20 protein-coding genes and 5 pseudogenes are annotated in these 22370 nt (G+C 72.7%); 20 read left to right on the top strand and 5 right to left on the bottom strand.

Annotation, left to right across the window (positions count from 1 at the left end):
* Positions 1-14: 14 nt before the first annotated feature.
* Positions 15-1238 carry an HD-GYP domain-containing protein gene (locus tag FU792_RS11130; protein ID WP_022925021.1) on the top strand — a complete coding sequence of 408 codons (1224 nt, stop codon included), beginning with the start codon at positions 15-17 and terminating at the stop codon, positions 1236-1238.
* A 61-nt stretch (positions 1239-1299) separates the two neighbouring features.
* Here the strand turns inward: FU792_RS11130 and sodN are convergent, their stop codons facing one another.
* The gene (gene sodN, locus FU792_RS11125; protein WP_022925020.1) at positions 1300-1701 is read right to left on the bottom strand and encodes a superoxide dismutase, Ni; all 402 of its coding nucleotides are present in this window, start codon (positions 1699-1701) and stop codon (positions 1300-1302) included.
* Between the two features lie 59 nt (positions 1702-1760).
* On the opposite strand from sodN, the gene FU792_RS17970 reads away from it, so the two are divergent.
* The 6 genes and pseudogenes from FU792_RS17970 (at position 1761) to FU792_RS11100 (ending at position 6040) form a co-directional block, all read left to right on the top strand.
* The gene (locus tag FU792_RS17970; RefSeq protein WP_238705976.1) at positions 1761-1928 is read left to right on the top strand and encodes a hypothetical protein; all 168 of its coding nucleotides are present in this window, start codon (positions 1761-1763) and stop codon (positions 1926-1928) included.
* Positions 1925-2428 (top strand): tRNA (adenosine(37)-N6)-threonylcarbamoyltransferase complex dimerization subunit type 1 TsaB, encoded by a 504-nt coding sequence (tsaB, locus tag FU792_RS11120; RefSeq protein WP_238705975.1) that lies wholly within the window; start codon positions 1925-1927, stop codon positions 2426-2428. The genes FU792_RS17970 and tsaB overlap by 4 nt, the downstream gene beginning before the upstream one ends.
* A complete protein-coding gene (gene rimI, locus FU792_RS11115) occupies positions 2425-2892 on the top strand; it encodes a ribosomal protein S18-alanine N-acetyltransferase (protein WP_022925018.1) in 468 nt (155 codons plus the stop codon). The genes tsaB and rimI overlap by 4 nt, the downstream gene beginning before the upstream one ends.
* Positions 2885-3927, top strand: a pseudogene (tsaD, locus tag FU792_RS11110) (tRNA (adenosine(37)-N6)-threonylcarbamoyltransferase complex transferase subunit TsaD). Before rimI ends, tsaD begins: the two are co-directional and overlap by 8 nt.
* A gap of 78 nt (positions 3928-4005) precedes the next feature.
* Entirely contained in the window at positions 4006-5334 is a 1329-nt protein-coding gene (locus tag FU792_RS11105) for a TrkH family potassium uptake protein (protein ID WP_033418827.1), read from the top strand.
* On the top strand, positions 5327-6040 hold the full coding sequence (locus FU792_RS11100) for a potassium channel family protein (protein WP_237740021.1): 714 nt from the start codon (positions 5327-5329) through the stop codon (positions 6038-6040). Before FU792_RS11105 ends, FU792_RS11100 begins: the two co-directional genes overlap by 8 nt.
* Before the next feature lie 7 nt (positions 6041-6047).
* Here FU792_RS11100 and FU792_RS11095 read toward each other — a convergent pair whose 3' ends face one another.
* The gene (locus FU792_RS11095) at positions 6048-7298 is read right to left on the bottom strand and encodes a THUMP-like domain-containing protein (RefSeq protein ID WP_022925014.1); all 1251 of its coding nucleotides are present in this window, start codon (positions 7296-7298) and stop codon (positions 6048-6050) included.
* 33 nt (positions 7299-7331) lie between these two features.
* On the opposite strand from FU792_RS11095, the gene FU792_RS11090 reads away from it, so the two are divergent.
* From FU792_RS11090 to groL, 3 genes and pseudogenes are all read left to right on the top strand, one after another.
* Entirely contained in the window at positions 7332-8666 is a 1335-nt protein-coding gene (locus tag FU792_RS11090; protein ID WP_238705974.1) for a phospholipase D-like domain-containing protein, read from the top strand.
* A 177-nt stretch (positions 8667-8843) separates the two neighbouring features.
* The gene (gene groES / locus FU792_RS11085) at positions 8844-9137 is read left to right on the top strand and encodes a co-chaperone GroES (protein WP_022925012.1); all 294 of its coding nucleotides are present in this window, start codon (positions 8844-8846) and stop codon (positions 9135-9137) included.
* 104 nt (positions 9138-9241) lie between these two features.
* A pseudogene (groL, locus tag FU792_RS11080) lies at positions 9242-10847 on the top strand (chaperonin GroEL).
* Positions 10848-10953: 106 nt separating this feature from the next.
* Here groL and FU792_RS11075 read toward each other — a convergent pair.
* Positions 10954-11258 (bottom strand): annotated as a pseudogene (locus FU792_RS11075) (WhiB family transcriptional regulator).
* A 188-nt stretch (positions 11259-11446) separates the two neighbouring features.
* Here FU792_RS11075 and guaB point away from each other — a divergent pair.
* From guaB to FU792_RS11030, 10 genes and pseudogenes are all read left to right on the top strand, one after another.
* A complete protein-coding gene (guaB, locus tag FU792_RS11070; protein ID WP_022925009.1) occupies positions 11447-12961 on the top strand; it encodes an IMP dehydrogenase in 1515 nt (504 codons plus the stop codon).
* Positions 12962-13020: 59 nt separating this feature from the next.
* Positions 13021-14141, top strand: a pseudogene (locus tag FU792_RS11065) (GuaB3 family IMP dehydrogenase-related protein).
* The gene (locus FU792_RS11060; protein WP_149814767.1) at positions 14128-14586 is read left to right on the top strand and encodes a hypothetical protein; all 459 of its coding nucleotides are present in this window, start codon (positions 14128-14130) and stop codon (positions 14584-14586) included. The pseudogene FU792_RS11065 and the gene FU792_RS11060 overlap by 14 nt, the downstream one beginning before the upstream one ends.
* Positions 14565-15518 carry a YncE family protein gene (locus tag FU792_RS11055; RefSeq protein WP_149814766.1) on the top strand — a complete coding sequence of 318 codons (954 nt, stop codon included), beginning with the start codon at positions 14565-14567 and terminating at the stop codon, positions 15516-15518. Before FU792_RS11060 ends, FU792_RS11055 begins: the two co-directional genes overlap by 22 nt.
* Positions 15519-15547: 29 nt before the next feature.
* The gene (locus FU792_RS17965; protein WP_238705973.1) at positions 15548-15853 is read left to right on the top strand and encodes a hypothetical protein; all 306 of its coding nucleotides are present in this window, start codon (positions 15548-15550) and stop codon (positions 15851-15853) included.
* A pseudogene (locus FU792_RS19255) lies at positions 15772-15948 on the top strand (SURF1 family cytochrome oxidase biogenesis protein); the annotation flags it as partial. The gene FU792_RS17965 and the pseudogene FU792_RS19255, both read left to right, overlap by 82 nt.
* A 385-nt stretch (positions 15949-16333) precedes the next feature.
* Positions 16334-16660 carry a DUF3817 domain-containing protein gene (locus tag FU792_RS11045; protein WP_238705972.1) on the top strand — a complete coding sequence of 109 codons (327 nt, stop codon included), beginning with the start codon at positions 16334-16336 and terminating at the stop codon, positions 16658-16660.
* A 4-nt stretch (positions 16661-16664) separates the two neighbouring features.
* A complete protein-coding gene (gene guaA / locus FU792_RS11040) occupies positions 16665-18290 on the top strand; it encodes a glutamine-hydrolyzing GMP synthase (protein ID WP_022925004.1) in 1626 nt (541 codons plus the stop codon).
* Positions 18281-19603: a Mur ligase family protein gene (locus FU792_RS11035; RefSeq protein WP_033418826.1), complete on the top strand. Its 1323-nt coding sequence runs from the start codon at positions 18281-18283 to the stop codon at positions 19601-19603. Before guaA ends, FU792_RS11035 begins: the two co-directional genes overlap by 10 nt.
* Complete coding sequence (locus FU792_RS11030; protein ID WP_022925002.1) at positions 19600-20397, top strand: type 1 glutamine amidotransferase; 798 nt, start codon at positions 19600-19602, stop codon at positions 20395-20397. The genes FU792_RS11035 and FU792_RS11030 overlap by 4 nt, the downstream gene beginning before the upstream one ends.
* On the opposite strand, the gene FU792_RS16790 is transcribed toward FU792_RS11030, so the two are convergent.
* Positions 20370-21926, bottom strand: a complete 1557-nt coding sequence (locus FU792_RS16790; RefSeq protein ID WP_161600246.1) for a lysylphosphatidylglycerol synthase domain-containing protein — start codon at positions 21924-21926, stop codon at positions 20370-20372. The two genes, FU792_RS11030 and FU792_RS16790, sit on opposite strands and share 28 nt — an antisense overlap.
* On the bottom strand, positions 21923-22360 hold the full coding sequence (locus FU792_RS11020; protein ID WP_022924999.1) for a hypothetical protein: 438 nt from the start codon (positions 22358-22360) through the stop codon (positions 21923-21925). The genes FU792_RS16790 and FU792_RS11020 overlap by 4 nt, the downstream gene beginning before the upstream one ends.
* Positions 22361-22370: the final 10 nt, after the last annotated feature.

Raw genomic sequence — 22370 nt, 5'->3', positions numbered from 1 at the left:
GTGGAGGAACGCTGGTGACGCTCACGTGGTCGCTGGCCCTCGTCGGCTTCCTCGCGATGGTGTTGACCGAGGCCTGGCGACAGGCGTCGCCGACGCCCGTCCGAGAGGGACCACTCACCCAGGCCTGCGCCATGGCCCTGGCCCTGTCCACGGCCTGGCCCCTCACCGGTGGTCTCGGAGGGCTCGTCGGTCTGCTCGGACCCCTGCTGCTGGCGGCTGCTGCTGTCCTCGTCGTGGCCCTGTGGCGCCGCCGGGTCGCGCTGTTCCCGCAGGACCTGCTCCACCTGGGCACCGCCGTGGCGGTCGCCGGGGTGCTGGTGCGTCTTCCGCTACCGACGGGGTCGACCCTCCTCGAACGCATCGCGCACCCGGAGGGCGACACGGTGCTCTTCGCCCTCACCCTCCTCGTCGCGGCGGTGGTGGCCGTGGGCACCCCGGTCGTGGTCCGGGCTGTCCGGACCGCGGTCCGTGGTCGTGTCTCCCTCTGGCAGCCCCTGGTCTCCGAGCTGGGGCGGCAGGGACCGGTCTCGCTCGCCGCAGCCTCCACCGCCGTGGTCATGTCGCTGGCCCTCACCGAGCTCGGTCCGGCCAGCCTGGTGCTCTTCCTCGTCCCGCTGCTCGTGCTGCAGCCGGCCGTGGCACGCCAGCGGCACATCCGCCAGGCGCAGCGCCAGACGATCTTCGCCCTCGCCCGGCTCCCCGAGGAGGCGGGCTTCGCGGCGGCGGGCCACGGAGCCCGGGTCGCTGCTCTCGCGGTGCCGATCGCCCGGGACCTCGGCGTCGAGCCCGCCGACCTGCCGGACGTCGAGGCCGCGGCGCTGCTGCACGACATCGGTCAGGTCGGCCTGGCGCGCCCGGTCCCCGACGGCGCGACCGTGGAGGTGTCGGGGCGGGACCAGCGGCTCATCGCCGCGACCGGCTCCTCGATCCTGGCCCGCACCGCCGAGCTGTCCCGGTTGGCGACGCTCGTCGCCGATGTCGGGCTGCCGCACCACCGGGCGGTCGAGCGCGGCGACGTCTCCCTGACGTCCAGCATCGTGCGGGTGGCCTCGGCCTACGACGACCTCACGGGGAGGGCCACCCGCCTCGCGGGTGGCGCAGGGCCGGTGCAGGCGTTGGAGCGCATCCTGCGCGCCACCCCCCACGAGTACGACCCGGGTGTCGTCGCCGCGCTCATCCGCCAGCTGGACCGGCGGGGCGTGCTGTCGACGGCGCAGGCGGCCTCGCTCCAGGACTGAGAGCACGAACCGCCCGCGACGCCGTGGCGTCGCGGGCGGTTCGTGTCGTGGTGCGCGGGACTCAGCCCTTCTTGGTCTCGGCGTAGATCTCCGCGATGCGGTCGATCTTGCCGAGCAGCTCGTCGGCCGTGGCGACGTCGAAGCTGCCCTTGGTGCCGGAGGCCCCGGCCAGCTTGGTGGCCTCGTTGACCAGCACGTGCAGCTCCGGGAACTGCTCGAAGTGCGGCGGCTTGAAGTAGTCGGTCCACAGCACCCACAGGTGGTGCTTGACCAGCTCCGAGCGCTGCTCCTTGATGATCATGGCGCGCATGCGGAAGTCGGCGTCGTCGTTGTCCGCGACCTTCTCGCAGATCTTCTTGACCGACTCGGCCTCGATCCGGGCCTGGGCGGGGTCGTAGACGCCGCACGGCAGGTCGCAGTGCGCGCTGACCTCGATCGTGGGGGCGAAGAACCTGGTGAACATCAGTCATCCTTTGCAGTGGTCGGGAGGGGCTCCAACACCCCTCACGTTAGCCTGAGCGCGTGCTGCTCGCGATCGACACCGCCACCGGGACCGTGGGCGCCGCCCTGCACGACGGGAGCCAGGTGCGGGGGGAGGTCGTGCACGAGGACTCCCGGCGGCACGGTGAGCTGCTCGCCCCGGCGATCGAGGGTGCGCTCGACCAGGCGGGGTACCTGTCAGGGACGTGACCGCCGTGGTGTGCGGGGTCGGCCCGGGGCCGTTCACCGGACTGCGCGTCGGTGTCGTCACGGCGCTGACCCTCGCGCACAGCCTCGGTCTCCCGGAGCCGCAGGGCGTCTGCTCGCTCGACGCGGTGGCGCACCAGGTCGTGGGTGCCCACGAGGGTGAGATCCTCGTCGCCACCGATGCGCGGCGCAGAGAGGTCTACTGGGCGCACTACCTGATCGGGTCCGGCGGCGCCCGGCGCCTCGCGGGCCCCGGCGTCGCGGCGGCGGCCGATCTTCCCGGTCGGCTGCGCGAGCTGCCGGTCGCGGGGCGGGGTGCCTCGCTCTACCCGGAGGCACTGACCGGCCGCGTGCTCGCGGGGGCCACCGATGCCCGCCCCGCTGCCCTGGCCGAGCTCGCGGTGCGGCTGCGGGCCGGCGACCACCCGGACGCCGGGAGCGGACTTCTTCCTCCCGAGCCGCTCTACCTGCGACGACCCGACGCCGTCGAGTCGGCCCGATGAGCGGCCACGCTGAGCTGCGCCCGGCCACCTGGCGCGACATCCCGGCCCTGGTCGACCTGGAGCGGCAGCTCTTCCCCGAGGAGCCGTGGTCCGAGGCAGCGCTGTGGGCCGAGCTGGCCGGTCGCCCGCGACGGTGTTATCTCGTGGCGTGCGAGCAGGGCTCGGGCCGGCTGCTCGGGTATGCCGGCCTGGACCTCGCCGGCGACGTGGCGGACGTCATGACGCTCGCCGTCGCCCCGGGGTCGCAGGGACGGGGGATCGGTGGCATCTTGCTGGAGTCCCTGCACGACCGGGCCCGGTCGGCGGGGGCCGGGAGCATGATGCTCGAGGTCCGCAGCGGCAACGAGGCAGCGCGCGGGCTCTACGCCGCGCGCGGTTATGACGAGGTCCGGTCCCGGGCCGCGTACTACCGCTCGGGCGAGGACGCGCTCGTGCTGCGGAAGGAGCTGTCGAGCGATGTCTGAGCCGCTCGTGCTGGGCATCGAGACCAGCTGTGACGAGACGGGTGTGGGCCTCGTGCGCGGTCGCACGCTGCTCTTCGACGCGATCGCCAGCAGCGTGGACCAGCACGCCAGGTTCGGCGGCGTCGTCCCCGAGGTCGCGAGCCGGGCGCACCTGGAGGCCATGGTGCCGACGGTGGAGCGTGCCTGCCGCGAGGCCGGGGTGAGCCTGGACGACGTGGATGCCGTGTCGGTGACCGCCGGTCCGGGGCTCGCGGGTGCCCTGCTCGTCGGGGTGGCCGCAGCGAAGGCGCTGGCGCTCGGTCTCGGCGTGCCGCTCTACGGCGTCAACCACCTGGCGGCCCACGTCGCCGTCGACGTGGTGGAGCACGGCCCGCTGCCGGAGCCCACCATGGGTCTGCTCGTCAGCGGGGGGCACTCGAACCTGCTGCTCGTGCCGGACGTCACCCACGACATCAGGTCGCTGGGGGCGACCATCGACGACGCGGCCGGGGAGGCCTTCGACAAGGTCGCCCGCGTGCTCGGCCTGCCCTTCCCCGGTGGACCGCACATCGACCGGGTCGCCCGTGAGGGCGACCAGGTGGCGATCGACTTCCCCCGCGGTCTGACGTCCGGGCGGGACATGCAGCGGCACCGTTTCGACTACTCTTTCTCGGGTCTCAAGACCGCGGTCGCCCGCTGGGTCCAGGCCTGCGCGGACGCCGGTGAGCCGGTCCCCGTCGCGGACGTCGCGGCGAGCTTCCAGGAGGCGGTCGTCGACGTCCTGACCCGCAAGGCGGTCCTCGCCTGCGCCGAGCACGGCGTCGAGGACCTGCTCATCGGCGGAGGGGTGGCGGCGAACAGTCGCCTGCGGGCCCTCGCGCAGGAGCGGTGCGACGCTGCGGGGTGCGCCTCCGGGTGCCCCGGCCCGGGCTGTGCACCGACAACGGGGCCATGGTCGCCGCGCTGGGCGCGCAGATGGTCATGAGAGGCCGTCCGCCGTCCGGTCTGGACCTGCCCGCCGACTCTTCCCAGCCGGTCGAGCAGGTCCGGTCCTGATCGAGCCGGGGTCTCCTCCGGCCCGGCCCGGCGCGGGCGACTTGCTCCTCGTGGTGGCGAGGCGCACCATGGACCCTCGTGCGAGTTTTCTGGGCGCACCCGGCCCGCTCGGTGACCCTCGGTTTCGTCATCGTCGTGCTCGCCGGGACGACGCTGCTCATGCTCCCCGTCTCGCGTGCACCGGGAGCCGAGGCCGATCTCGTGGTCGCCGCCTTCACTACCGTGTCGGCCACCTGCGTGACCGGCCTCATCACCGTCGACACGGCCAGCTACTGGTCGCCCTTCGGCCAGACCGTCCTGCTGCTGCTCATCCAGATCGGCGGCTTCGGGGTGATGACGCTGGCCACCCTCATCGCCCTGGTCGTCCGTGGCAAGCTGCGGCTGAGCACGTCCCTGGCGGCCCAGGTGGACACCCGCAGCCGCTCCCTCGGGGACGTCCGCGGGATCCTGCGCCGCATGCTGCAGCTCATGCTGGCCATCGAGGCGGTGACCTGGCTGATGCTCACGCTGCGCTTCCACCTGGGGTACGGCTACGACTGGCCCACCGCGCTGTGGCACGGGCTCTTCCACGCCGTCTCCTCTTTCAACAACGCCGGCTTCGCGCTGTACCAGGACAGCCTCATGGGTTTCGTGGGCGACCTGTGGATCATCGGCCCCGTGTGCCTGGCGCTGGTGCTCGGCGGCCTGGGCTTTCCCGTGCTGCGCGAGCTGCTCCGCGGCCGCAGGCCGGGGACCTGGACCATCCACACGCGGCTCACCGTGTGGGGCTCGCTCACGCTGATGGTCCTGGGGGTGGCCACGTTCTGGGTGTTCGAGGCCCAGCCCGGGGGCACGATCGCGGACCTCTCGCCGGGCGGGCAGCTGGTGGGGGCGCTCGGGGGAGGGCTGTTCCCGCGGACCGCCGGCTTCAACTCGGTCGACTACGGGATGATCACGGACGAGACCGAGGCGATCACCATGGCGCTGATGTTCGTCGGTGGCGGGAGCGCGGGGACGGCGGGCGGCATCAAGGTCACCACCTTCCTGCTGCTGGCCGCGGTCATCTGGTCCGAGGTGCGCGGCGAGCCCGAGGTCGTCATCGGGCGCCGCCGGGTCGGGATGCCGGTCGTGCGGCAGGCGCTGTCGGTCGCCCTGCTCGCGGTGGGCCTCGTCATCACCAGCACCATCACCCTGATGATCCTCACCGACCTCCCCCCGCTCGACCTCGGCTTCGAGGTCGTCTCGGCCTTCGCGACGGTGGGGCTGTCCACCGGCATCACCGCCAGCCTGCCCCCCTCGGCCCAGCTCGTCCTCATGGTCCTGATGTTCCTCGGCCGGCTCGGGCCGATCACGGTGGCCGCCGCCCTGGCGCTCAACACCCGCCACCGCCACTACCGACTCCCGGAGGAGAGACCCATTGTTGGCTAGGAGAAGGCGGCCCGCGGACAGCGGCGCCTACACGGTGCTCGTCGTCGGCCTCGGCCGGTTCGGGACGGCGGTCTGCGAGTCGCTGGTCCGGCAGGGCGTCGAGGTCATGGCGATCGACACCGACGAGCGGCGCGTGCAGAAGTACGCCGACGACCTCACGCACACGGTGGTCGCCGACGCCACCGACGGGGAGGCCATGCGCCAGCTCGGCATCGGCTCGGTCAGCCGCGCGGTCGTCGCGATCGGGTCTGACATCGAGGCCAGCGTGCTGTCGGTCATCACCCTGCACGAGGCGGGGGTGGAGCGCATCTACGCCAAGGCGATCACCCGCAAGCACGGCACGATCCTGGCCAGCATCGGTGCGCACCACGTCATCTACCCCGAGTACGTCATGGGACAGCGGGTGGCCCACATGGTGACCGACGGGGTGGCGGACTACCTCGAGTTCGACGACCAGTTCGCCATCGCCCGCTGCACCGCCCCGGCGGAGACGTGGGGACGGACCCTCGCGGACTCCGGAGTCCGCACCCGTCACACGATCACCGTCGTCGGGCGCAAACGGCAGGGCGAGGAGTTCACGTATGCCGTGCCCGAGACCGTGGTCGAGGAGGGTGACGAGCTGGTCGTCTCGGGTCGCATCAGCGACGTGGAGCGCTTCATCGCCCTGCCGCGGACCCCGCACCGACGGTCGGTGTCCGAGCGCTGACGCCGGGTCAGACCTGCAGCCGGTCCACGACGAGGGCCCGTGGGGAGTCCGCCACCGTCGTCAGCACGAGGACGACCTCCTCGGAGCCGTGGGCCCGGCGCGGGAGCCGCAGCTCCCGGCGGAACGCGTCGGGGTCGACCCGCACCCCCCGCTTCTTCAGGGTGACCGGGCCGGCCGGCTGCCGGTGCTGCCGCAGCCAGGACCGCACCGTCTCGGCGCGCAGCGGGAGGACCTCGCGCACGGCATACCACCGCAGCGCGGGGTGGGGGACGGGCTCCCTGGCGGTGAGGTAGCCGGTCCCGGGCGCCGTCTCGCGACCGTCGACCACGCTCGCGAGGGAGCCGGTGAGGCCGGCCGCGGCAACCGCGTCGTCGACCGCGGCCAGGTGGCACCCCAGGTCCTCCACCCGGGGGAGGGGCGCGGTGGGGCCGAGGTCGGTGACCTCGTGCCAGGTGACGCTCCCGTCCGGCCCACCCGCGCTGCGGCCCACGACCGCGTGGCGGCCGCGTGGCCCGGCGCCCCACCACAGGGCGCACTCGAGCAGGTCCCCGTCCAGCGACACCCACTCTGCGCCCGCGCCGGACGGGACGTCGCCGGGGTCGAAGGACGGGCCGAGCTTGGCGACGGTCGCCCGGGCGCGCGCGGCGACGTCCCGGACCTGCTCGAAGGAGGGGGACAGCTGGTCGAGCCCCCGCACCCGGCGGGTCCGGCCGTGGACGTCGGCGACCCCGGGGGTGCGTCGGGCCGGGTCGAGGAACGCGCCGTCGTCCGGCCCGACAGGCAGCGCGAGCGCGTCACCGGTGACCACCCGCGCGTCCGGCCACGGGGCGAGGTTGGCCCGGGCGGCGGCCGCCACGACGGCGTCCCTCTCCACCGCCGTCACCGCGAGCCCGGCCCGGGCGAAGGCCATGGCGTCGAGCCCGAGCCCGCACCCGAGGTCCAGCACGTGGCGTACCCCGGCGCGCACCATGAGCTCGGCCCGCCGGGCCGTCACCTGGGGGCGGGTGGCCTGCTCCAGGCCGTCCTGGGTCAGCAGCAGGTCGTCGACCCCGCTCCCCAGCCGGGCCCGCCCGCTCGCCCGCAGCCGGGCCTGGGTGAGCGCGGCCGACACCAGCTCCGCGTCGTGCCCCTGCGCGCGCAACCTGCTCATGAGCGTCAGCGCGTCGGACTCGTCGTAGGGAGGGAGGGAGGCCAGCAGCTCGGCCCCGGGGCCGCCGGCCAGCCGCGTCATGAGCTCGACGGCTGGATCGGCGCTCATGCGCCCATTGTGGCCTGCACGTAGATTGTGGCCATGCCCCGTGTCTTCAGCCGCAAGGTGAGCCGTCTGCTGCGCCGTGGCCGCCGGGTGGCGCTCGCCACCGCCGGTGCCGCCGTGGCCGGCCAGCTGACGCTCGCCGCCGGGGTGGTCGCGGTGGACGCGGTCCGCAAGCGGCGCGACCACGTCGACCGGGACGCCCCGGTCCATGAGCCGGTCAGCACCACGGTGGAGGAGTCGCGGCTGACGACGTACACCTACGGCCAGTACCTCTACGACGACATGATCGCGGCCATCGACGCGGCCGAGGACTTCGTCTACCTGGCGTCCTACATCTGGAAGGCCGACGACACGGGCCGCGCCTTCAAGGACGCCGTCGTCCGGGCCGCCGACCGCGGGGTCCTCGTCTGCCTCGTGTTCGACGGGTTCGCCAACCTCGTGGTGCCCAGGGACTTCCTGCGCTTCCCCGACGGCGTGCACATGCTGCGCTTCCCGGTGATGCGCACGGCGCTGCCCCTCGTCGACATCCGGGCCTCCGGCCGCGACCACCGCAAGATCCTCGTCGTGGACGGTCGTGTCGGTTTCGTCGGCGGCTACAACATCGGTTCCCTCTACGCCACGAGCTGGCGGGACACCCACGTGCGGGTGGAGGGCAAGAGCGTCTGGGAGCTGCAGAACTCCTTCGTCGACTTCTGGAACCGGCACAAGGGGAGGCGCCGCCCGCAGCTCCTCGACAGCGGGACGGTGGAGTGGAACACGAGCATCCGGGCCGCGCGCAACGAGCCCAGCCGGGTGATCTACCCGGTGCGGGCGCTGTACCTCGAGGCGATCGACCGGGCGGTCCACCGCATCTGGATCACCCAGGGCTACTTCATCCCGGACCGGGAGATCCTCCACGGGCTGCTCAACGCCGCCTCCCGCGGGGTCGACGTGCGGGTGGTCATGCCGCAGAAGTCCAACCACGTCCTGGCGGACGTCATCGCGCAGTCCTACTACGAGACCCTCCTCGAGGGCGGGGTGCGGCTGTTCCTCTACCGTGACGTCATGGTCCACGCCAAGACCATGACGGTGGACGGTCGCTGGGCGACCATCGGCACCGCCAACATCGACCGCCTCTCCCTCCAGGGCAACTACGAGATCAACCTCGAGATCGTGGACGCCGACCAGGCCGCCCACATGGAGGACATCTTCCGGGCCGACCTGGAGCACTGCGACGAGCTGACGCTGGCGGAGTGGGGTGGGCGTGGCCTGGGGACCCGCGTGGTCGAGCGGGGTGCTGCAGCCGCTGCAGGTCCTCATCTGACCCCGACCCGCCACCCGGGGGCGCCGGCCCCCGCGCGGGATGCCTCGGCGTGTTGGCACTCGGCTTGACCGAGTGCTAACAGCGTGCCTAGATTCGTCCTAGCACTCTCGGCACGTCAGTGCCAGCCGCGAGCGCCGACCGACCCCCGCGACGGCGGTGGGCGGTCGCGGTGGAGTGAGCACCACCCAGCAGCGACCACCTGGCCGGCGCGCAGCGCCGGACACCGAAGGAGAAGGAAGGTAACCGTGTCGGTTTCCATCAAGCCGCTCGAGGACCGCATCGTCGTCAAGGCCGTCGAGGCCGAGCAGACCACGGCCTCCGGCCTCGTCATCCCGGACACCGCCAAGGAGAAGCCCCAGGAGGGCGAGGTCCTGGCGGTCGGCCCGGGCCGCGTCGACGACAACGGCAACCGCGTCCCCATGGACGTCAACGTCGGCGACCGGGTCATCTACAGCAAGTACGGCGGCACCGAGGTGAAGTACTCCGGCGAGGAGTTCCTGATCCTCTCGGCGCGCGACGTCCTCGCGATCGTGGGTTGATCGATCCCTCGATCCACCCACGCGCCGCCCCGGCCGCCCCCTCGGGGTGGCCGGGGCGGCGCGCACCCGGCCGCAGACCGCATACCTGAAAGGAGCGCTCGCCCATGGCGAAGCAGCTACAGTTCAACGACGACGCCCGCAAGGCGCTGGAGCGGGGCGTCGACGCCCTCGCCAACGCCGTCAAGGTGACGCTCGGCCCCAAGGGCCGCAACGTCGTCCTCGACAAGAAGTGGGGCGCGCCGACCATCACCAACGACGGCGTGACCATCGCCCGCGAGGTCGAGCTGGAGGACCCCTACGAGAACCTCGGGGCCCAGCTCGCCAAGGAGGTCGCGACCAAGACCAACGACATCGCCGGTGACGGCACGACCACCGCGACCGTGCTCGCGCAGGCCATGGTCAAGGAGGGCCTGCGCAACGTCGCCGCCGGCGCCGCGCCGTCCGCGCTCAAGCGCGGCATCGACGCCGCGGTGACCGCGATCAACGACCGCCTGCTGGAGACCGCGCGCGAGCTCGAGGGCCGTGACGAGATCGCCCAGGTGGCCGGGCTGTCCGCCCAGGACCCGCAGATCGGCGAGCTCATCGCCGACGCCTTCGACAAGGTGGCAAGGACGGCGTCATCACGGTGGAGGAGTCCTCCACCACTGCGATGGAGCTGGAGTTCACCGAGGGCATGCAGTTCGACAAGGGCTACCTCTCGCCCTACTTCGTCACCGACAGCGAGCGCATGGAGGCAGTCCTCGAGGACGCCTACGTGCTGCTGGTGCAGGGCAAGATCTCCAAGGTCTCCGACCTGCTGCCGCTGCTGGAGAAGGTCGTCGGCGAGAGCAAGCCGCTGATGATCATCGCCGAGGACGTCGAGGCCGAGGCGCTGTCGACGCTCGTCGTCAACAAGGTGCGCGGCACCTTCAACGCGGTCGCCGTCAAGGCACCGGGCTTCGGCGACCGCCGCAAGGCGATGCTGCAGGACATGGCCATTCTCACCGGAGGCCAGGTCGTCGCCGAGGAGGTCGGGCTGTCGCTGGACTCGGTCGGCCTGGAGGTGCTTGGCACCGCCCGCCGCGTCGTGGCCACCAAGGACACCACCACCATCGTCGAGGGCAGCGGCGAGGCCCAGGCGGTCAGCGACCGCGTCGCCCAGCTCCAGGCGGAGGTGGCGTCGACCGACTCCGACTGGGACCGCGAGAAGCTCCAGGAGCGGATCGCCAAGCTGGCAGGTGGCGTCTGCGTCATCAAGGTCGGCGCGCACACCGAGGTGGAGCTGAAGGAGAAGAAGCACCGCATCGAGGACGCCGTCTCGCGACCCGCGCGGCCATCGAGGAGGGCATCGTCGCCGGTGGCGGTTCGGCCCTGGTGCACGCCGCCCCGGCCGCGGACGAGCTCGACCTGTCCGCCGACGAGGCGGTCGGTGCGGCCATCGTCCGCAAGTCCGCCGCCGAGCCGCTGCGCTGGATCGCGGAGAACGCGGGCCTGCAGGGCTACGTCGCCACGACCAAGGTCGGCGAGATGACCGCCGGGCAGGGGCTCAACGCCGCCACCGGCGAGTACGGCGACCTGTTCTCCGCCGGGGTCATCGACCCGGTGAAGGTCACCCGCTCGGCGCTGCGCAACGCCGCCTCCATCGCCTCGATGGTGCTCACCACGGACACCCTCGTGGTGGACAAGCCCGAGGACGACGAGGACGAGGGCGGGCACGGCCACGGCCACTGATGCCGTGCGGCCGGTCGGACGACCCGGCTGACCGCCGCCACGTACGACGAGGCCCCGCCCGGATCATCCGGGCGGGGCCTCGTCGTGTCGGTGGTGCAGGACGTCGTCAGCGGGCCTTCTGGTGGGGGCGGGCCGCCTCGACCCGCTCGTAGTGCTCGGCCCGTTCCTCCTCGGTCATCCCTCCCCAGACGCCGTACGGCTCCCTGACGGCGAGCGCGTGGGTGCGGCACTGCTCCAGGACGGGGCAGCTGGCGCAGACCTGCTTGGCGCGTTCGTCCCGGCGACGGCGGGCGGGACCCCGCTCACCCTCCGGGTGGAAGAAGACTTCAGGACTGTCGTGCGGCAGGCTCCCTCGAACTGCCACTCCCACAGGTCCGCTACCGGACCGGGCTGATGAGCGATCTCGACCACGGGATCCTCCTCTCGGGGGCTGACCCGGCTCCTGCCTGGCGCCCGCCCTCATCGGGGCCGTCAGCAGAGAGGTTCCGAGCGCGACGAGTGCCTCGTCGTCACGTCACTCTACGTGGTGGGGCGCGGCGGGCATAGGGCCGGGTGACCGGTGCCGGGCCTGCTCGGGGGCGGCCCCTAGACTTGGGGCCATGACCTCCGGTGACCTTCCCGGCTCCTCCGACCCCTTCTCGCGGCTCGGCCTCACCTACGACGACGTGCTCCTGCTGCCGGGGGAGACGGACATGGCCCCGGACCAGATCGACACCACGAGCAGGCTCACCCGGGAGATCTCCCTGCGGGTGCCGCTCGTGTCTGCGGCGATGGACACCGTCACCGAGGCGCGGATGGCCATCGCGATGGCCCGGCAGGGCGGGATCGGGATCCTGCACCGCAACCTCGCGATCGAGGACCAGGCGCTCCAGGTGGACCTGGTGAAGCGGACCCAGACCGGGCGCATCACCAACCCGGTCACCATCGGGCCGGACGCCACGCTGGGGGAGCTGGACCAGCTCTGCGGGCAGTACCGCGTGTCCGGGCTCCCCGTCGTCGACGGGGGTGGACACCTGCTCGGCATCTGCACCAACCGCGACCTGCGCTTCACGCCGGTCGCGGAGTGGGACAGCACCCTGGTGCGTGACGTCATGACGCCCATGCCGCTGGTCACCGCGCCGGCCGACGTCTCCCGCGAGGAGGCGACCGCGATCCTCCGGGCGCACAAGCGGGAGCGGCTGCCGCTGGTCGACGAGGAGGGACGGCTGTCCGGTCTCATCACCGTCAAGGACTTCGTCAAGAGCGAGCAGTACCCGCACGCCTCCAAGGACGCGGACGGGCGGCTGCTCGTGGGCGCGGCGATCGGCTACTTCGGCGACGCCTGGGAGCGCGCGACGACGCTGGTGGAGGCCGGCGCCGACGTGCTGGTGGCCGACACCGCGCACGGCCACGTGCGGATGCTCCTGGACATGGTCGCCCGGCTCAAGAGCGATCCCGCGACCCGGCACGTGCAGGTCGTCGGCGGCAACGTCGCGACCGCTGCGGGCGCCCGGGCTTTCGTCGAGGCCGGGGCGGACGCGGTCAAGGTGGGGGTGGGTCCCGGCGCCATCTGCACCACCCGGGTGGTCACAGGGGTCGGTGTCCCGCAGCTCTCGGCGGTGCACGAGGCGGCCCAGGTATGCCGTGAGGCCGGGGTCCCGGTCGTCGCGGACGGTGGCATGAAGTACTCCGGCGACATCGCCAAGGCCCTGGTGGCCGGCGCCGAGGCGGTCATGATGGGGTCGATGCTGGCGGGGTGCGAGGAGAGCCCGGGGGAGCTGATCTTCGTCAACGGCAAGCAGTTCAAGAGCTACCGCGGGATGGGCTCGCTCGGGGCCATGAGCTCGCGCGGCAAGAAGTCCTTCTCCAAGGACCGCTACTTCCAGGCCGAGGTGGCCAGCGACGACCAGCTCGTCCCCGAGGGCGTGGAGGGCAAGGTCGCCTACCGGGGGGCCGCCAGCGCCGTGGTCCACCAGATGGCGGGCGGGCTGCGCCAGGCGATGTTCTACGTGGGCGCGCGCACCGTCCCGGAGCTGCAGGCCAGGGGGAGGTTCGTCCGCATCACCCAGGCCAGCCTGCAGGAGTCGCACCCGCACGACATCGAGATGACGGCCCAGGCGCCCAACTACGGCTGACCCCCGCGCGGTGCGTGGCGCAGGACGGTCGGCAGCGGGTCGGACGGTAGCCTGAGCCGGTGACTGAGATCGAGATCGGACGCGGAAAACGGGCCCGCCGGGCCTACTCCTTCGACGACGTCGCCGTCGTCCCGTCCCGCCGCACCCGGGACCCCGAGGACGTCTCGATCACCTGGCAGATCGACGCCTACCACTTCGAGCTGCCCATCCTCGCGGCGCCGATGGACTCGGTGGTCTCCCCGGACACGGCGATCGCGATCGGCCGGCTCGGGGGGCTGGGTGTGCTCGACCTCGAGGGGCTGTGGACCCGCTACGAGGACCCCACCGACGCGCTCGGCGCGATCGCCCGGCTCGAGGGCGAGGACGCCACCTCACGGATGCGCGAGCTCTACGCCGCGCCCATCCGACCCGAGCTCATCACCGAGCGGCTGCGGCAGATCAGGGAGTCGGGGGTCACCGTGGCCGGCTCGCTCTCGCCGCAGCGGACCCAGCAGTTCTGGAAGGCGGTCGTGGACGCCGGTGTCGACCTCTTCGTCATCCGCGGCACGACCGTGTCTGCCGAGCACGTCTCCAGCCAGGCCGAGCCGCTCAACCTCAAGCGATTCATCTACGAGCTCGACGTGCCGGTCGTCGTCGGCGGCGCTGGCACCTACACCGCGGCCCTGCACCTGATGCGCACCGGCGCGGCAGGGGTGCTGGTCGGGTTCGGCGGGGATCCACCCACCGCACCCGCACGGCGCTGGGGATCCACACCCCCGCCGCCACCGCGATCGCCGACGTCGCCGCCGCGCGGCGGGACTACCTCGACGAGTCCGGTGGGCGCTACGTCCACGTCATCTCCGACGGCGGCACCAGCGAGTCCGGCGAGATCGTCAAGGCCGTGGCCTGCGGCGCCGACGCCGTGATGCTCGGAGCGGCGCTCGCGCGGGCCCAGGAGGCGCCCGGCGCCGGCTACCACTGGGGCAGCGAGGCCCACCACCCCGAGCTGCCGCGCGGAGAGAAGGTGCACGTCGGCTCGGTCGGGACGTTGGAGGAGGTCCTCGTCGGGCCGGCGCGGACGGCCGACGGGACGACCAACCTCACCGGGGCCCTGCGCCGGGCGATGGCGACGACGGGGTATACCGACCTCAAGGAGTTCCAGCGAGTCGACGTCGTGGTGGCGCCCTATGGCGAGCGGTGAGCCCGGCGACACCGCGGCCCGGCAGCGCGGCGCGGGCCTTCCGGAGGTGAGCCTCAGCCACGCCCCCGAGCACGTGCGCCGCCGGCGGGTCGTGCTCGCCGTGCTGCTCGTCCTCCTCCTCGTCGGCGGGTGGGGGCTCACCAGGGTCCTCGGCGCGGACGGCGATCCGGGAGGCGAGGGCGCGGCGCCGAGCCAGGCCGGCCCCACCGAGGCCGAGGCGCCGGGCGACGACGACGCCGAGGGGGAGGGTGAGGGCGAGGGTGACGGCGGGCAGGAGGCCGACTCCGCGCAGGAGGACGCCGAGACCGCCGCGCAGGAGCCCGGGGAGTGGCAGCGCGAGCCGGTCCCGGGCGAGCACGCCAGCGAGCTGACCGCCCTGGAGCAGGTGGACTACCTCACCGGGGGCTCACCCCGAAGTCGGTCATGGCCTCCGGGCACGGGCTGATGATCGCCAACAACATGATGTACAGCCATACCTCCACCGTCTTCGACAGCACCACCCGGGAGCAGGTGGAGGTGCTCTCCGACGAGGTGGACCTCGCCGACTACGGCATCGAGGGCCACCCCGGCCTGTCCCAGGGATCCCCGGTGGAGGCGGCCTGGACCGCGGACGGGCGCTACGCCTACGTCTCGCAGTACACGATGTACGGCGAGAACTTCGGCGTCGAGGGTTTCGACGCCTGCACCCGCGACAGCGGCGTCGGCGCGTCCTTCGTCTACCGCTTCGACGCCGAGGAGATGGCCTGGGACCAGGTCTTCGAGGTGGGTGCGGTGCCGAAGTACCTCACCCTCAGCCCGGACCAGAAGACGCTGCTGGTGAGCAACTGGTGCGACGCCACGCTGTCCGTCGTCGACACCGAGCGCGGCGAGGAGACGGGGGTCGTCGAGCTCGCCGCCGCGCCGCGCGGCGTGGTCGTCATGCCGGACAACACCACCGCCTACGTCGTCGCGATGTATGCCGACCAGCTCTACAAGGTCGACCTCGCCTCGGGGGAGGCCGAGGTCGTCATGGAGACCGCGCCCCGCCCGCGTCACCTCAACCTCGCCGACGAGGGGCGCACGCTCTACCTCACGACGAGCGGCGGCAACGCGATCTACAAGATCGACACCGCGACCGATGAGATCGTGGACCAGGTCGAGCCCGGCGTGGAGCCGCGCAGCGTCGCGCTCAGCCCGGACGAGACGGCGCTCTACGTGGTCAACTACAACGAGGCCAGCATCGCCAAGGTCCGTACCTCCGACATGGAGGTCATCGACTCCGCCCCGGTCGACGCCAACCCCATCGGCATCGACTACGACCCGGTCACCAACACGGTGTGGGTGGCCTGCTACGGCGGGTCGATCTACGTCTTCGACGACCAGAGCACCCTGCTCTGACGCCCAGCCGCAGCACCTACCCTGGAGCGGTGATCCGCACCGCGCTCAAGCCCGCCTGGCTGGCCCTGCTGGCGCTGCTCGTGGTCGTGGTCATCTCCTTCTACCAGCTCGGGATGTGGCAGCTCGGGGTGAGCACGAGCACGGCCTCGCGCGAGTCCTCGCAGGAGCAGGCGAGCCGCCCCACGGTGCCCGTCGAGCAGCTCATCGCCCCCCGGTCGACCTTCCCTGCCGAGGGGCCGGCCGCCCCGTCGCGGTGGAGGGCCGCTACGACCCCGGCCGGCAGTTCCTCGTCCCGGACCGGCTGCTGGAGGGGGAGCGCGGCTACTGGGTGGTGACCCCGGTGCGGACCGACGCGGGGACGGAGGAGGCGCTGCTCCCGGTGGTCCGCGGCTTCGTGACCTCGCCCGAGGATGCCGGCACGCCCGACGACAGCGTCACCGTGTCCCTGACCGGCACGCTGGCGCCGGGGAGTCGCCCGGGCCCTCGGCCTGCCCGCGGGACAGCGCGGCTCCATCGACACCGCCGATCTGGCCACGACTGGGACGCCCCCATCTACGACGCCTTCATCTTCATGGTGGAGGAGCAGCCCGCGCTCACCGACCCCGCCGTGCAACGGGTGCCGCCGCCGGTCTTCGGCGAGGACGGCATCGTGTGGCGCAACGTCGCTACGGGCTGCAGTGGTTCGTCTTCGCCGCCTTCGCGATCTTCATGTACCTCCGGTTCTTGCACGACGCCGCCCGGCGTGGCCGGAAACCGAGGCAGCCTCCGTCGCTGCCGCACTCCGCACCAGCACCCGTCACCGAGGAGACCCGACGATGACCCCCCGCGCCAAGTTGCTGTTCTTCCGTGTCATGGCCTTCGTGGTCGGGGTCGGGCTGCTGCTGCTCGTCGCCCACATGGTGCTGCGCTACGGCTTCGACAACGACCTCCTGGCGTGGTGGCCCTCCCGCACGGCTGGTTCTACATGGTCTACCTCGTTCGCGACCGCCCTGCTGGGCTTCGAGCTGCGCTGGGGGCTGGGCAGGATGGTGGGCGTCATGCTCGCCGGGTGCGTGCCCTTCCTCTCCTTCTGGTGGAGCACCGCGTCGCCGGCGACGCCGCGGCCCGGATCGCGGAGGCCGGTGCGGGCGCCGGTAGGGTGACGCCGTGACCTCGGCCCCCTCGCTCGACGTGCGCCGCGACACCGTGCTGGTCGTCGACTTCGGCGCGCAGTATGCCCAGCTCATCGCCCGCAGGGTCCGCGAGGCGGACTGCTACAGCGAGATCGTCCCCCACACGATGCCCGCCGCGGAGATGCTCGCCAAGGACCCGGCGGCCATCATCCTCTCCGGTGGGCCCGCCTCGGTGTATGCCGACGGCGCACCCGGGCTGGAGGAGGCCGTCGTCACCGCGGGGGTGCCGGTGCTCGGCATCTGCTACGGCTTCCAGGCGATGGTGCGGGCCCTCGGCGGGACGGTCGAACGCACCGGGAGCCGGGAGTACGGCCAGACCGACGCGACGGTGACCGGTCCGCCGAGCACGCTCTTCGCCGGGCAGCCCGAGCAGCAGGTCGTCTGGATGTCGCACGGCGACGCCGTGACCCAGGCCCCCGAGGGCTGCGCCGTGTCCGCACGCACCCCCGGCGCGCCGGTGGCCGCCTTCGAGGACGACGAGCGCCGGCTCTACGGCGTCCAGTGGCACCCCGAGGTCCTCCACTCCGCCCACGGCCAGGAGGTGCTCGTCAACTTCCTCACCACGGGAGCCGGGATCACCCCGTCGTGGACGAGCGAGAACGTCGCCGAGAGCCTGGTCGAGCAGGCGCGGGCCCAGATCGGTCAGGACCGGGTCATCTGCGGGCTCTCCGGTGGCGTCGACTCCTCGGTCGCGGCCGCCCTGGTGCAGCGCGCCGTCGGGGACCAGCTGACCTGCGTCTTCGTCGACCACGGACTCCTGCGAGAGGGTGAGGCCGAGCAGGTCGAGACCGACTTCGTGCAGGCGACGGGGGTCGACCTCGTCGTCGTCGACGCCCGGGAGCGCTTCCTGGCCGCCCTGGCCGGGGTGACCGACCCGGAGGAGAAGCGCAAGATCATCGGCCGCGAGTTCATCCGGGTCTTCGAGCAGGCGGCCCGCGACGTCGTGCGCGCGCACGCCTCGGACGGAGGCCCGTCGGACGGGGGCGGCGGCGACCATGGGGACCACCCGGTCCGCTGGCTGGTGCAGGGCACCCTCTACCCCGACGTCGTGGAGTCCGGCGGCGGCAGCGGGGCGGCCAACATCAAGAGCCACCACAACGTGGGTGGTCTGCCCGAGGACCTGCAGTTCCAGCTCGTCGAGCCGCTGCGCACCCTCTTCAAGGACGAGGTGCGGCAGGTGGGGCTCGAGATCGGCGTGCCCGAGGGCATCGTCTGGCGCCAGCCCTTCCCCGGCCCGGGCCTGGGCATCCGCATCATCGGCGAGGTGACCGCCGACCGGCTGGCCGTCCTGCGCCGCGCGGACGCGATCGCCCGGGAGGAGCTCACCGCCGCCGGGCTGGACCGGGACATCTGGCAGTGCCCCGTCGTGCTGCTCGCGGACGTCCGCTCCGTCGGCGTGCAGGGGGACGGGCGGACCTACGGCCACCCGGTCGTGCTGCGCCCGGTCTCCTCCGAGGACGCGATGACCGCGGACTGGACCCGGCTGCCCTACGAGGTCCTGGCGCGCATCTCCTCGCGGATCACCAACGAGGTCGAGGAGGTCAACCGGGTCACCCTCGACGTGACCAGCAAGCCTCCGGGGACGATCGAATGGGAGTGAGGACGACCCTCGCGCTCGCTGCCGGCAAGGGGGCGCGGCTGCTGTCCCGGTTGCGCGGTGGCGGATCCGCCCTGCCCGGGCTGGTGACCGAGCGGATCGACCCGGCCGTGCTCCGGCATACCCTCGGCTCGTTGCCACGCGGCGTGGTCGTGGTGAGCGGGACCAACGGCAAGACGACGACGACCAAGATGCTGGTGGCGCTGCTGCGGGCGCACGGGCTGCGCGTCTTCACCAATCCCACCGGCTCCAACTTCACCCGGGGGGTCATCTCCTCGATGCTCGGCGAGGTCGGGCTGCGGGGCCGGCTCGCGGCGGACGTGGCCGTGGTCGAGCTGGACGAGGCGCACGCGCTGCACTTCAGCGCGCAGGTGCCGCCGACGCACGCGTTGCTGCTCAACGTGGCCCGCGACCAGCTCGACCGGTTCGCGGAGATCGACCACACGGCGCGCCTGCTCACCACCCTGGCGGAGCAGACGACCGAGGGTGTCGTGCTCAACGCCGACGACTCCTTCATCTCCCGCATCCGCAGCCGTGTCGCGACCGGGGTGGCGGTCGGGTGGTTCGGCGTGGACCCGAGCATGGCCGACCGGCTGCCCGAGCTGCAGGAGGCCGACGTCCGCCCCGAGGACGAGGGCGGGGCGGTGCTCGACGAGGAGGAGCGGTCTCGCGCGGCGCTGCTGCTGCCCGCCGAGGGCGGGCAGGACTTCACGGTGAGGTTCCCGGGCGGGCAGGACGTCGGGCCGGTGCGGCTGCGCCAACGCGGGCTCGCCGCCATGATCAACGCCACGGCCGCGACGGCCATGGCGCGCCACCTGCTGGGGGAGGACTTCCGCGCCACCGACGCTGGCGCGGCGCTGGCGCGGGTCGCGCCGCCCTTCGGCCGGGGCGAGGTCGTCGACGCCGGCGGGAGCCCGCTGGAGCTCGTCCTGGTCAAGAACCCGGCCGGCTTCACCGTCGCGCTGGGGACCTATGGCGCCGAACCGGTCGCGACGATGGTGGCGATCAACGACAACTACGCTGACGGGCGTGACGTCTCCTGGCTCTACGACGTCTCCTTCGAGTCGCTGCGGGATCGCGGCGTGGCGCTGACCTCCGGGGTGCGCGGCTGGGACATGGCCCTGCGGCTGCGCTACGACGGCGTGGACGTGGGCGACGTCGAGCCCGACCTCGACGTCGCGCTGGACCGTTTCCTGCGGGAGGCGGCCGGGGAGCCGATGCGCATCTTCTGCACCTACACCGCCATGATGCACCTGCGGCGACGGCTGGCCGAGCGCTTCGGGCTGGCCCGCTTCGGAGAGGACCCGGACGCATGAGCGAGAGGACCGGTGAGCGACCCGAGGACGCCCTGCCCGACGACGTCGCCGCCCTGGCGCAGGTGCCCGCGGACAAGGGCGAGGTCCACCTCGTCCATCTCTACCCGCGCGAGATGAGCATCTACGGCGACCTGGGCAACACCCGGTGCCTCGCGGCCCGGCTGCGCTGGCACGGCTACCGGCCCGTCGTGCACGACCACCACCCGGGTGCCCCGTGGCCGCAGCGGGTCGACCTGCTGCTGGGCGGGGGCGGGCAGGACAGCGGCCAGGTGCGGGTCACCGAGGACCTCGAGCGGCACGCCGGGCGGCTCCGCGAGCTCGCGGCCGACGGGCTGCCGATGCTCATGATCTGCGGGATGTACCAGCTCTTCGGCGAGGCCTTCATCACGGTGGAGGGCCAGCGCCTGCCCGGCCTGGGGATCCTGGACGTCACCACCCGCGGCAACGCCACTCGGATGATCGGCCCGGTCGTGCTGGACACCGACTTCGGGTCGGTCGTGGGCTACGAGAACCACTCCGGCTCGACCGTCCTCGGGGAGGGGCAAAGGCCCTTCGGCCGGGTGCGGCACGGCAAGGGCAACAACGGCTCGGACGGGCACGAGGGCGCCCGCACCAGCAACGTCGTCGCGTCCTACCTGCACGGACCGATCCTGCCGGCCAACCCGGCCCTGGCCGACGGGCTGCTGGAGATCGCCGCCCGGCGCGCCACCGGCCAGTGGTCGCCCGGGGAGATCGACGACACCGTCGCCACCCGGGCGCACGAGGCTCAGGTGCGCAGGTTGCTCGGCTCCTGAGCGGAGCCGGGAGCGAGGGCGCGGCTCGGGCCGAGCCACCACGCGACGAGGGCGGCCACGCCGAAGGGCACCACGACGACGTGCGCGTAGATGGCATACAGCAGGGCCGTCGCCGACGCCGCTCCCGAGTCCCCGCCGAGCAGGACCAGCATCCCGGCGGTGCCCACCTCGGTGACGCCCAGGCCGCCGGGGGTGACCGCCACGACCGTGAGGAGCTGGCGGAAGGTGTAGGCGCAGATCAGCTCGGCGAGCGGGAGGTCGAGCCCGACGACCCGCGCGGCGAACCAGTACAGCCCGAAGAGCAGCACGAACTGGCCGGTCATCCCCAGGGCCATCGGGAGCCCACCGGTGCGGACCACGTGGGCCACCCGGTGACGCTGGTCGGTGAGCAGCCGGTCCGGCGCCTGGCCCCGCACGGTGGTCCGGCCGACCATCCCCAGCAGACGACGCACCCCTGCCGCGAGTCGGTCGGCCACCGTGTCCGACAGCACCCACACCCCGGCCACGACCACGAGCAGCGCCCCGAGGACCGCGGCCACCCAGGCACCGCGGACGACGACCTCGGGGGCGTCGACCGGTCCGGCGACGAGGACCAGGGCGCCCACGACCGGCAGGGCGATGCGGGCCAGGACGTTCCACAGCCCGGTCACGAGGAGGCTCGTGGAGATCGCCCGCAGGGCGAAACCCCATGAGCGGAACATCGCGGCCATGAGGGCGATGCCCACGGCCCCGCCCAGCGGCAGCAGGTTGGCGGCGGTGGCCGAGACCGCGTTGGCCTTGAGCGCCTGCACGTGGCCCAGCCCCGGGAGCGACCCGCTGAGCACCCAGGTGTAGCTGAACAGCCCCGCGAGGAGCAGCAGCCCCATGACCAGGGCGGTCCCCGGACGCACCCGGCCCAGCTGGGTCCCGATCTGCGACCACGAGGTGTCCAGGAACTGCGGCAGGCCGTAGGCGATGAGCAGCGTCGCCACGACGATCCCCAGGAGCGAGCTGAGCCCGTCGCGCCAGGTCAGGCGACGCAGCGCCGGTGCGCCGTCCGCACCGCTCACGCTCCCCGTCCCCTCGTCCACCCGGCCCATGGTGGCAGGACCGGTGTGGGCGTCCCCGGCCGACACGGCGCGGGCGCCCCGGTCCGAGAGCAGCCACCACAGCCCGGCGATCGGCAGGACCAGCGGGATGAAGAGGTAGCCCTGGCCGAAGTGGCTCCACACCGTCGCGTCCGGGAACATCTGCGGCGCGAGGTAGCTCCACGTGCCGACGACCAGCACACCGACCAGCTCGACCGACAGCGCCACCAGGCTGACCCACCACGCGGCGCGGCCGCGCAGCGACAGCGAGACGAGCGCGACGACATACACCACGGCCGCGATCGCGGAGAGGGCGTAGGCCAGGGGTGCCTCCTCGAAGCGAGTGCTGATCTGCGCGGCGGACCGCGAGACGGTGCCGATGACGAAGACGAGGTAGAGCGCGAGGATGACCCGGCCGGGTCCGTGCCGGCGGTCACCGGGATGTGCCGTCGGGCGCCTCACGGGACCATCCCGACGCCGTACCAGATCTGCGCCGTCCGGGCACCCATGACCGCGACCACGAAGGCCGCGACCGCCAGCACGAAGGTGCTCCACCGCGTCGGCTCCTGACCCGCCCAGACCAGCGCCAGCGCGGGCAGCAGCAGGATCGTGACGAGATAGGCCCACAGCTCCCACGACGGTCCGACCGGCGAGGCTCCGCCGAGCTGCCGCCCGGCGTAGGTGGCGCAGTAGGCCACGACACCGGCCTGCAGGAGCCAGCTCAGGCCCACCGTGACCCGGCCCGGTGGCCGTCCGTTGAGACCGGCGACCAGGCAGGCGACGGCGATGGCGAGGCCGCCGAGCAGGAGCATGAGGGTGGGCGGGTCGAGGTAGGCCGAGCTCGGGGTGGTCGCCGCGCCGCCGGTCACGACGGCGGTCGGGAGGGGTGGGGTCACGCCACCAGCG

Source organism: Serinicoccus marinus DSM 15273 (assembly GCF_008386315.1).
Lineage (GTDB): Bacteria > Actinomycetota > Actinomycetes > Actinomycetales > Dermatophilaceae > Ornithinicoccus > Ornithinicoccus marinus.
The sequence above is the reverse complement of the archived record's forward strand: the minus strand, read 5'-3'. Positions and strand labels throughout refer to the sequence as shown.

Excerpts from the sequence above, each read along its gene's own strand:
- sodN (WP_022925020.1), bottom strand. The coding sequence starts at position 1,701 with ATGTTCACCAGGTTCTTCGCCCCCACGATCGAGGTCAGCGCGCACTGC.
- rimI (WP_022925018.1), top strand. The coding sequence starts at position 2,425 with ATGAGCGGCCACGCTGAGCTGCGCCCGGCCACCTGGCGCGACATCCCG.
- FU792_RS11095 (WP_022925014.1), bottom strand. The coding sequence starts at position 7,298 with ATGAGCGCCGATCCAGCCGTCGAGCTCATGACGCGGCTGGCCGGCGGC.
- FU792_RS11090 (WP_238705974.1), top strand. The coding sequence starts at position 7,332 with ATGCCCCGTGTCTTCAGCCGCAAGGTGAGCCGTCTGCTGCGCCGTGGC.
- guaB (WP_022925009.1), top strand. The coding sequence starts at position 11,447 with ATGACCTCCGGTGACCTTCCCGGCTCCTCCGACCCCTTCTCGCGGCTC.
- FU792_RS11060 (WP_149814767.1), top strand. The coding sequence starts at position 14,128 with ATGGCGAGCGGTGAGCCCGGCGACACCGCGGCCCGGCAGCGCGGCGCG.
- FU792_RS11055 (WP_149814766.1), top strand. The coding sequence starts at position 14,565 with ATGGCCTCCGGGCACGGGCTGATGATCGCCAACAACATGATGTACAGC.
- FU792_RS11045 (WP_238705972.1), top strand. The coding sequence starts at position 16,334 with ATGACCCCCCGCGCCAAGTTGCTGTTCTTCCGTGTCATGGCCTTCGTG.
- FU792_RS11035 (WP_033418826.1), top strand. The coding sequence starts at position 18,281 with ATGGGAGTGAGGACGACCCTCGCGCTCGCTGCCGGCAAGGGGGCGCGG.
- FU792_RS11030 (WP_022925002.1), top strand. The coding sequence starts at position 19,600 with ATGAGCGAGAGGACCGGTGAGCGACCCGAGGACGCCCTGCCCGACGAC.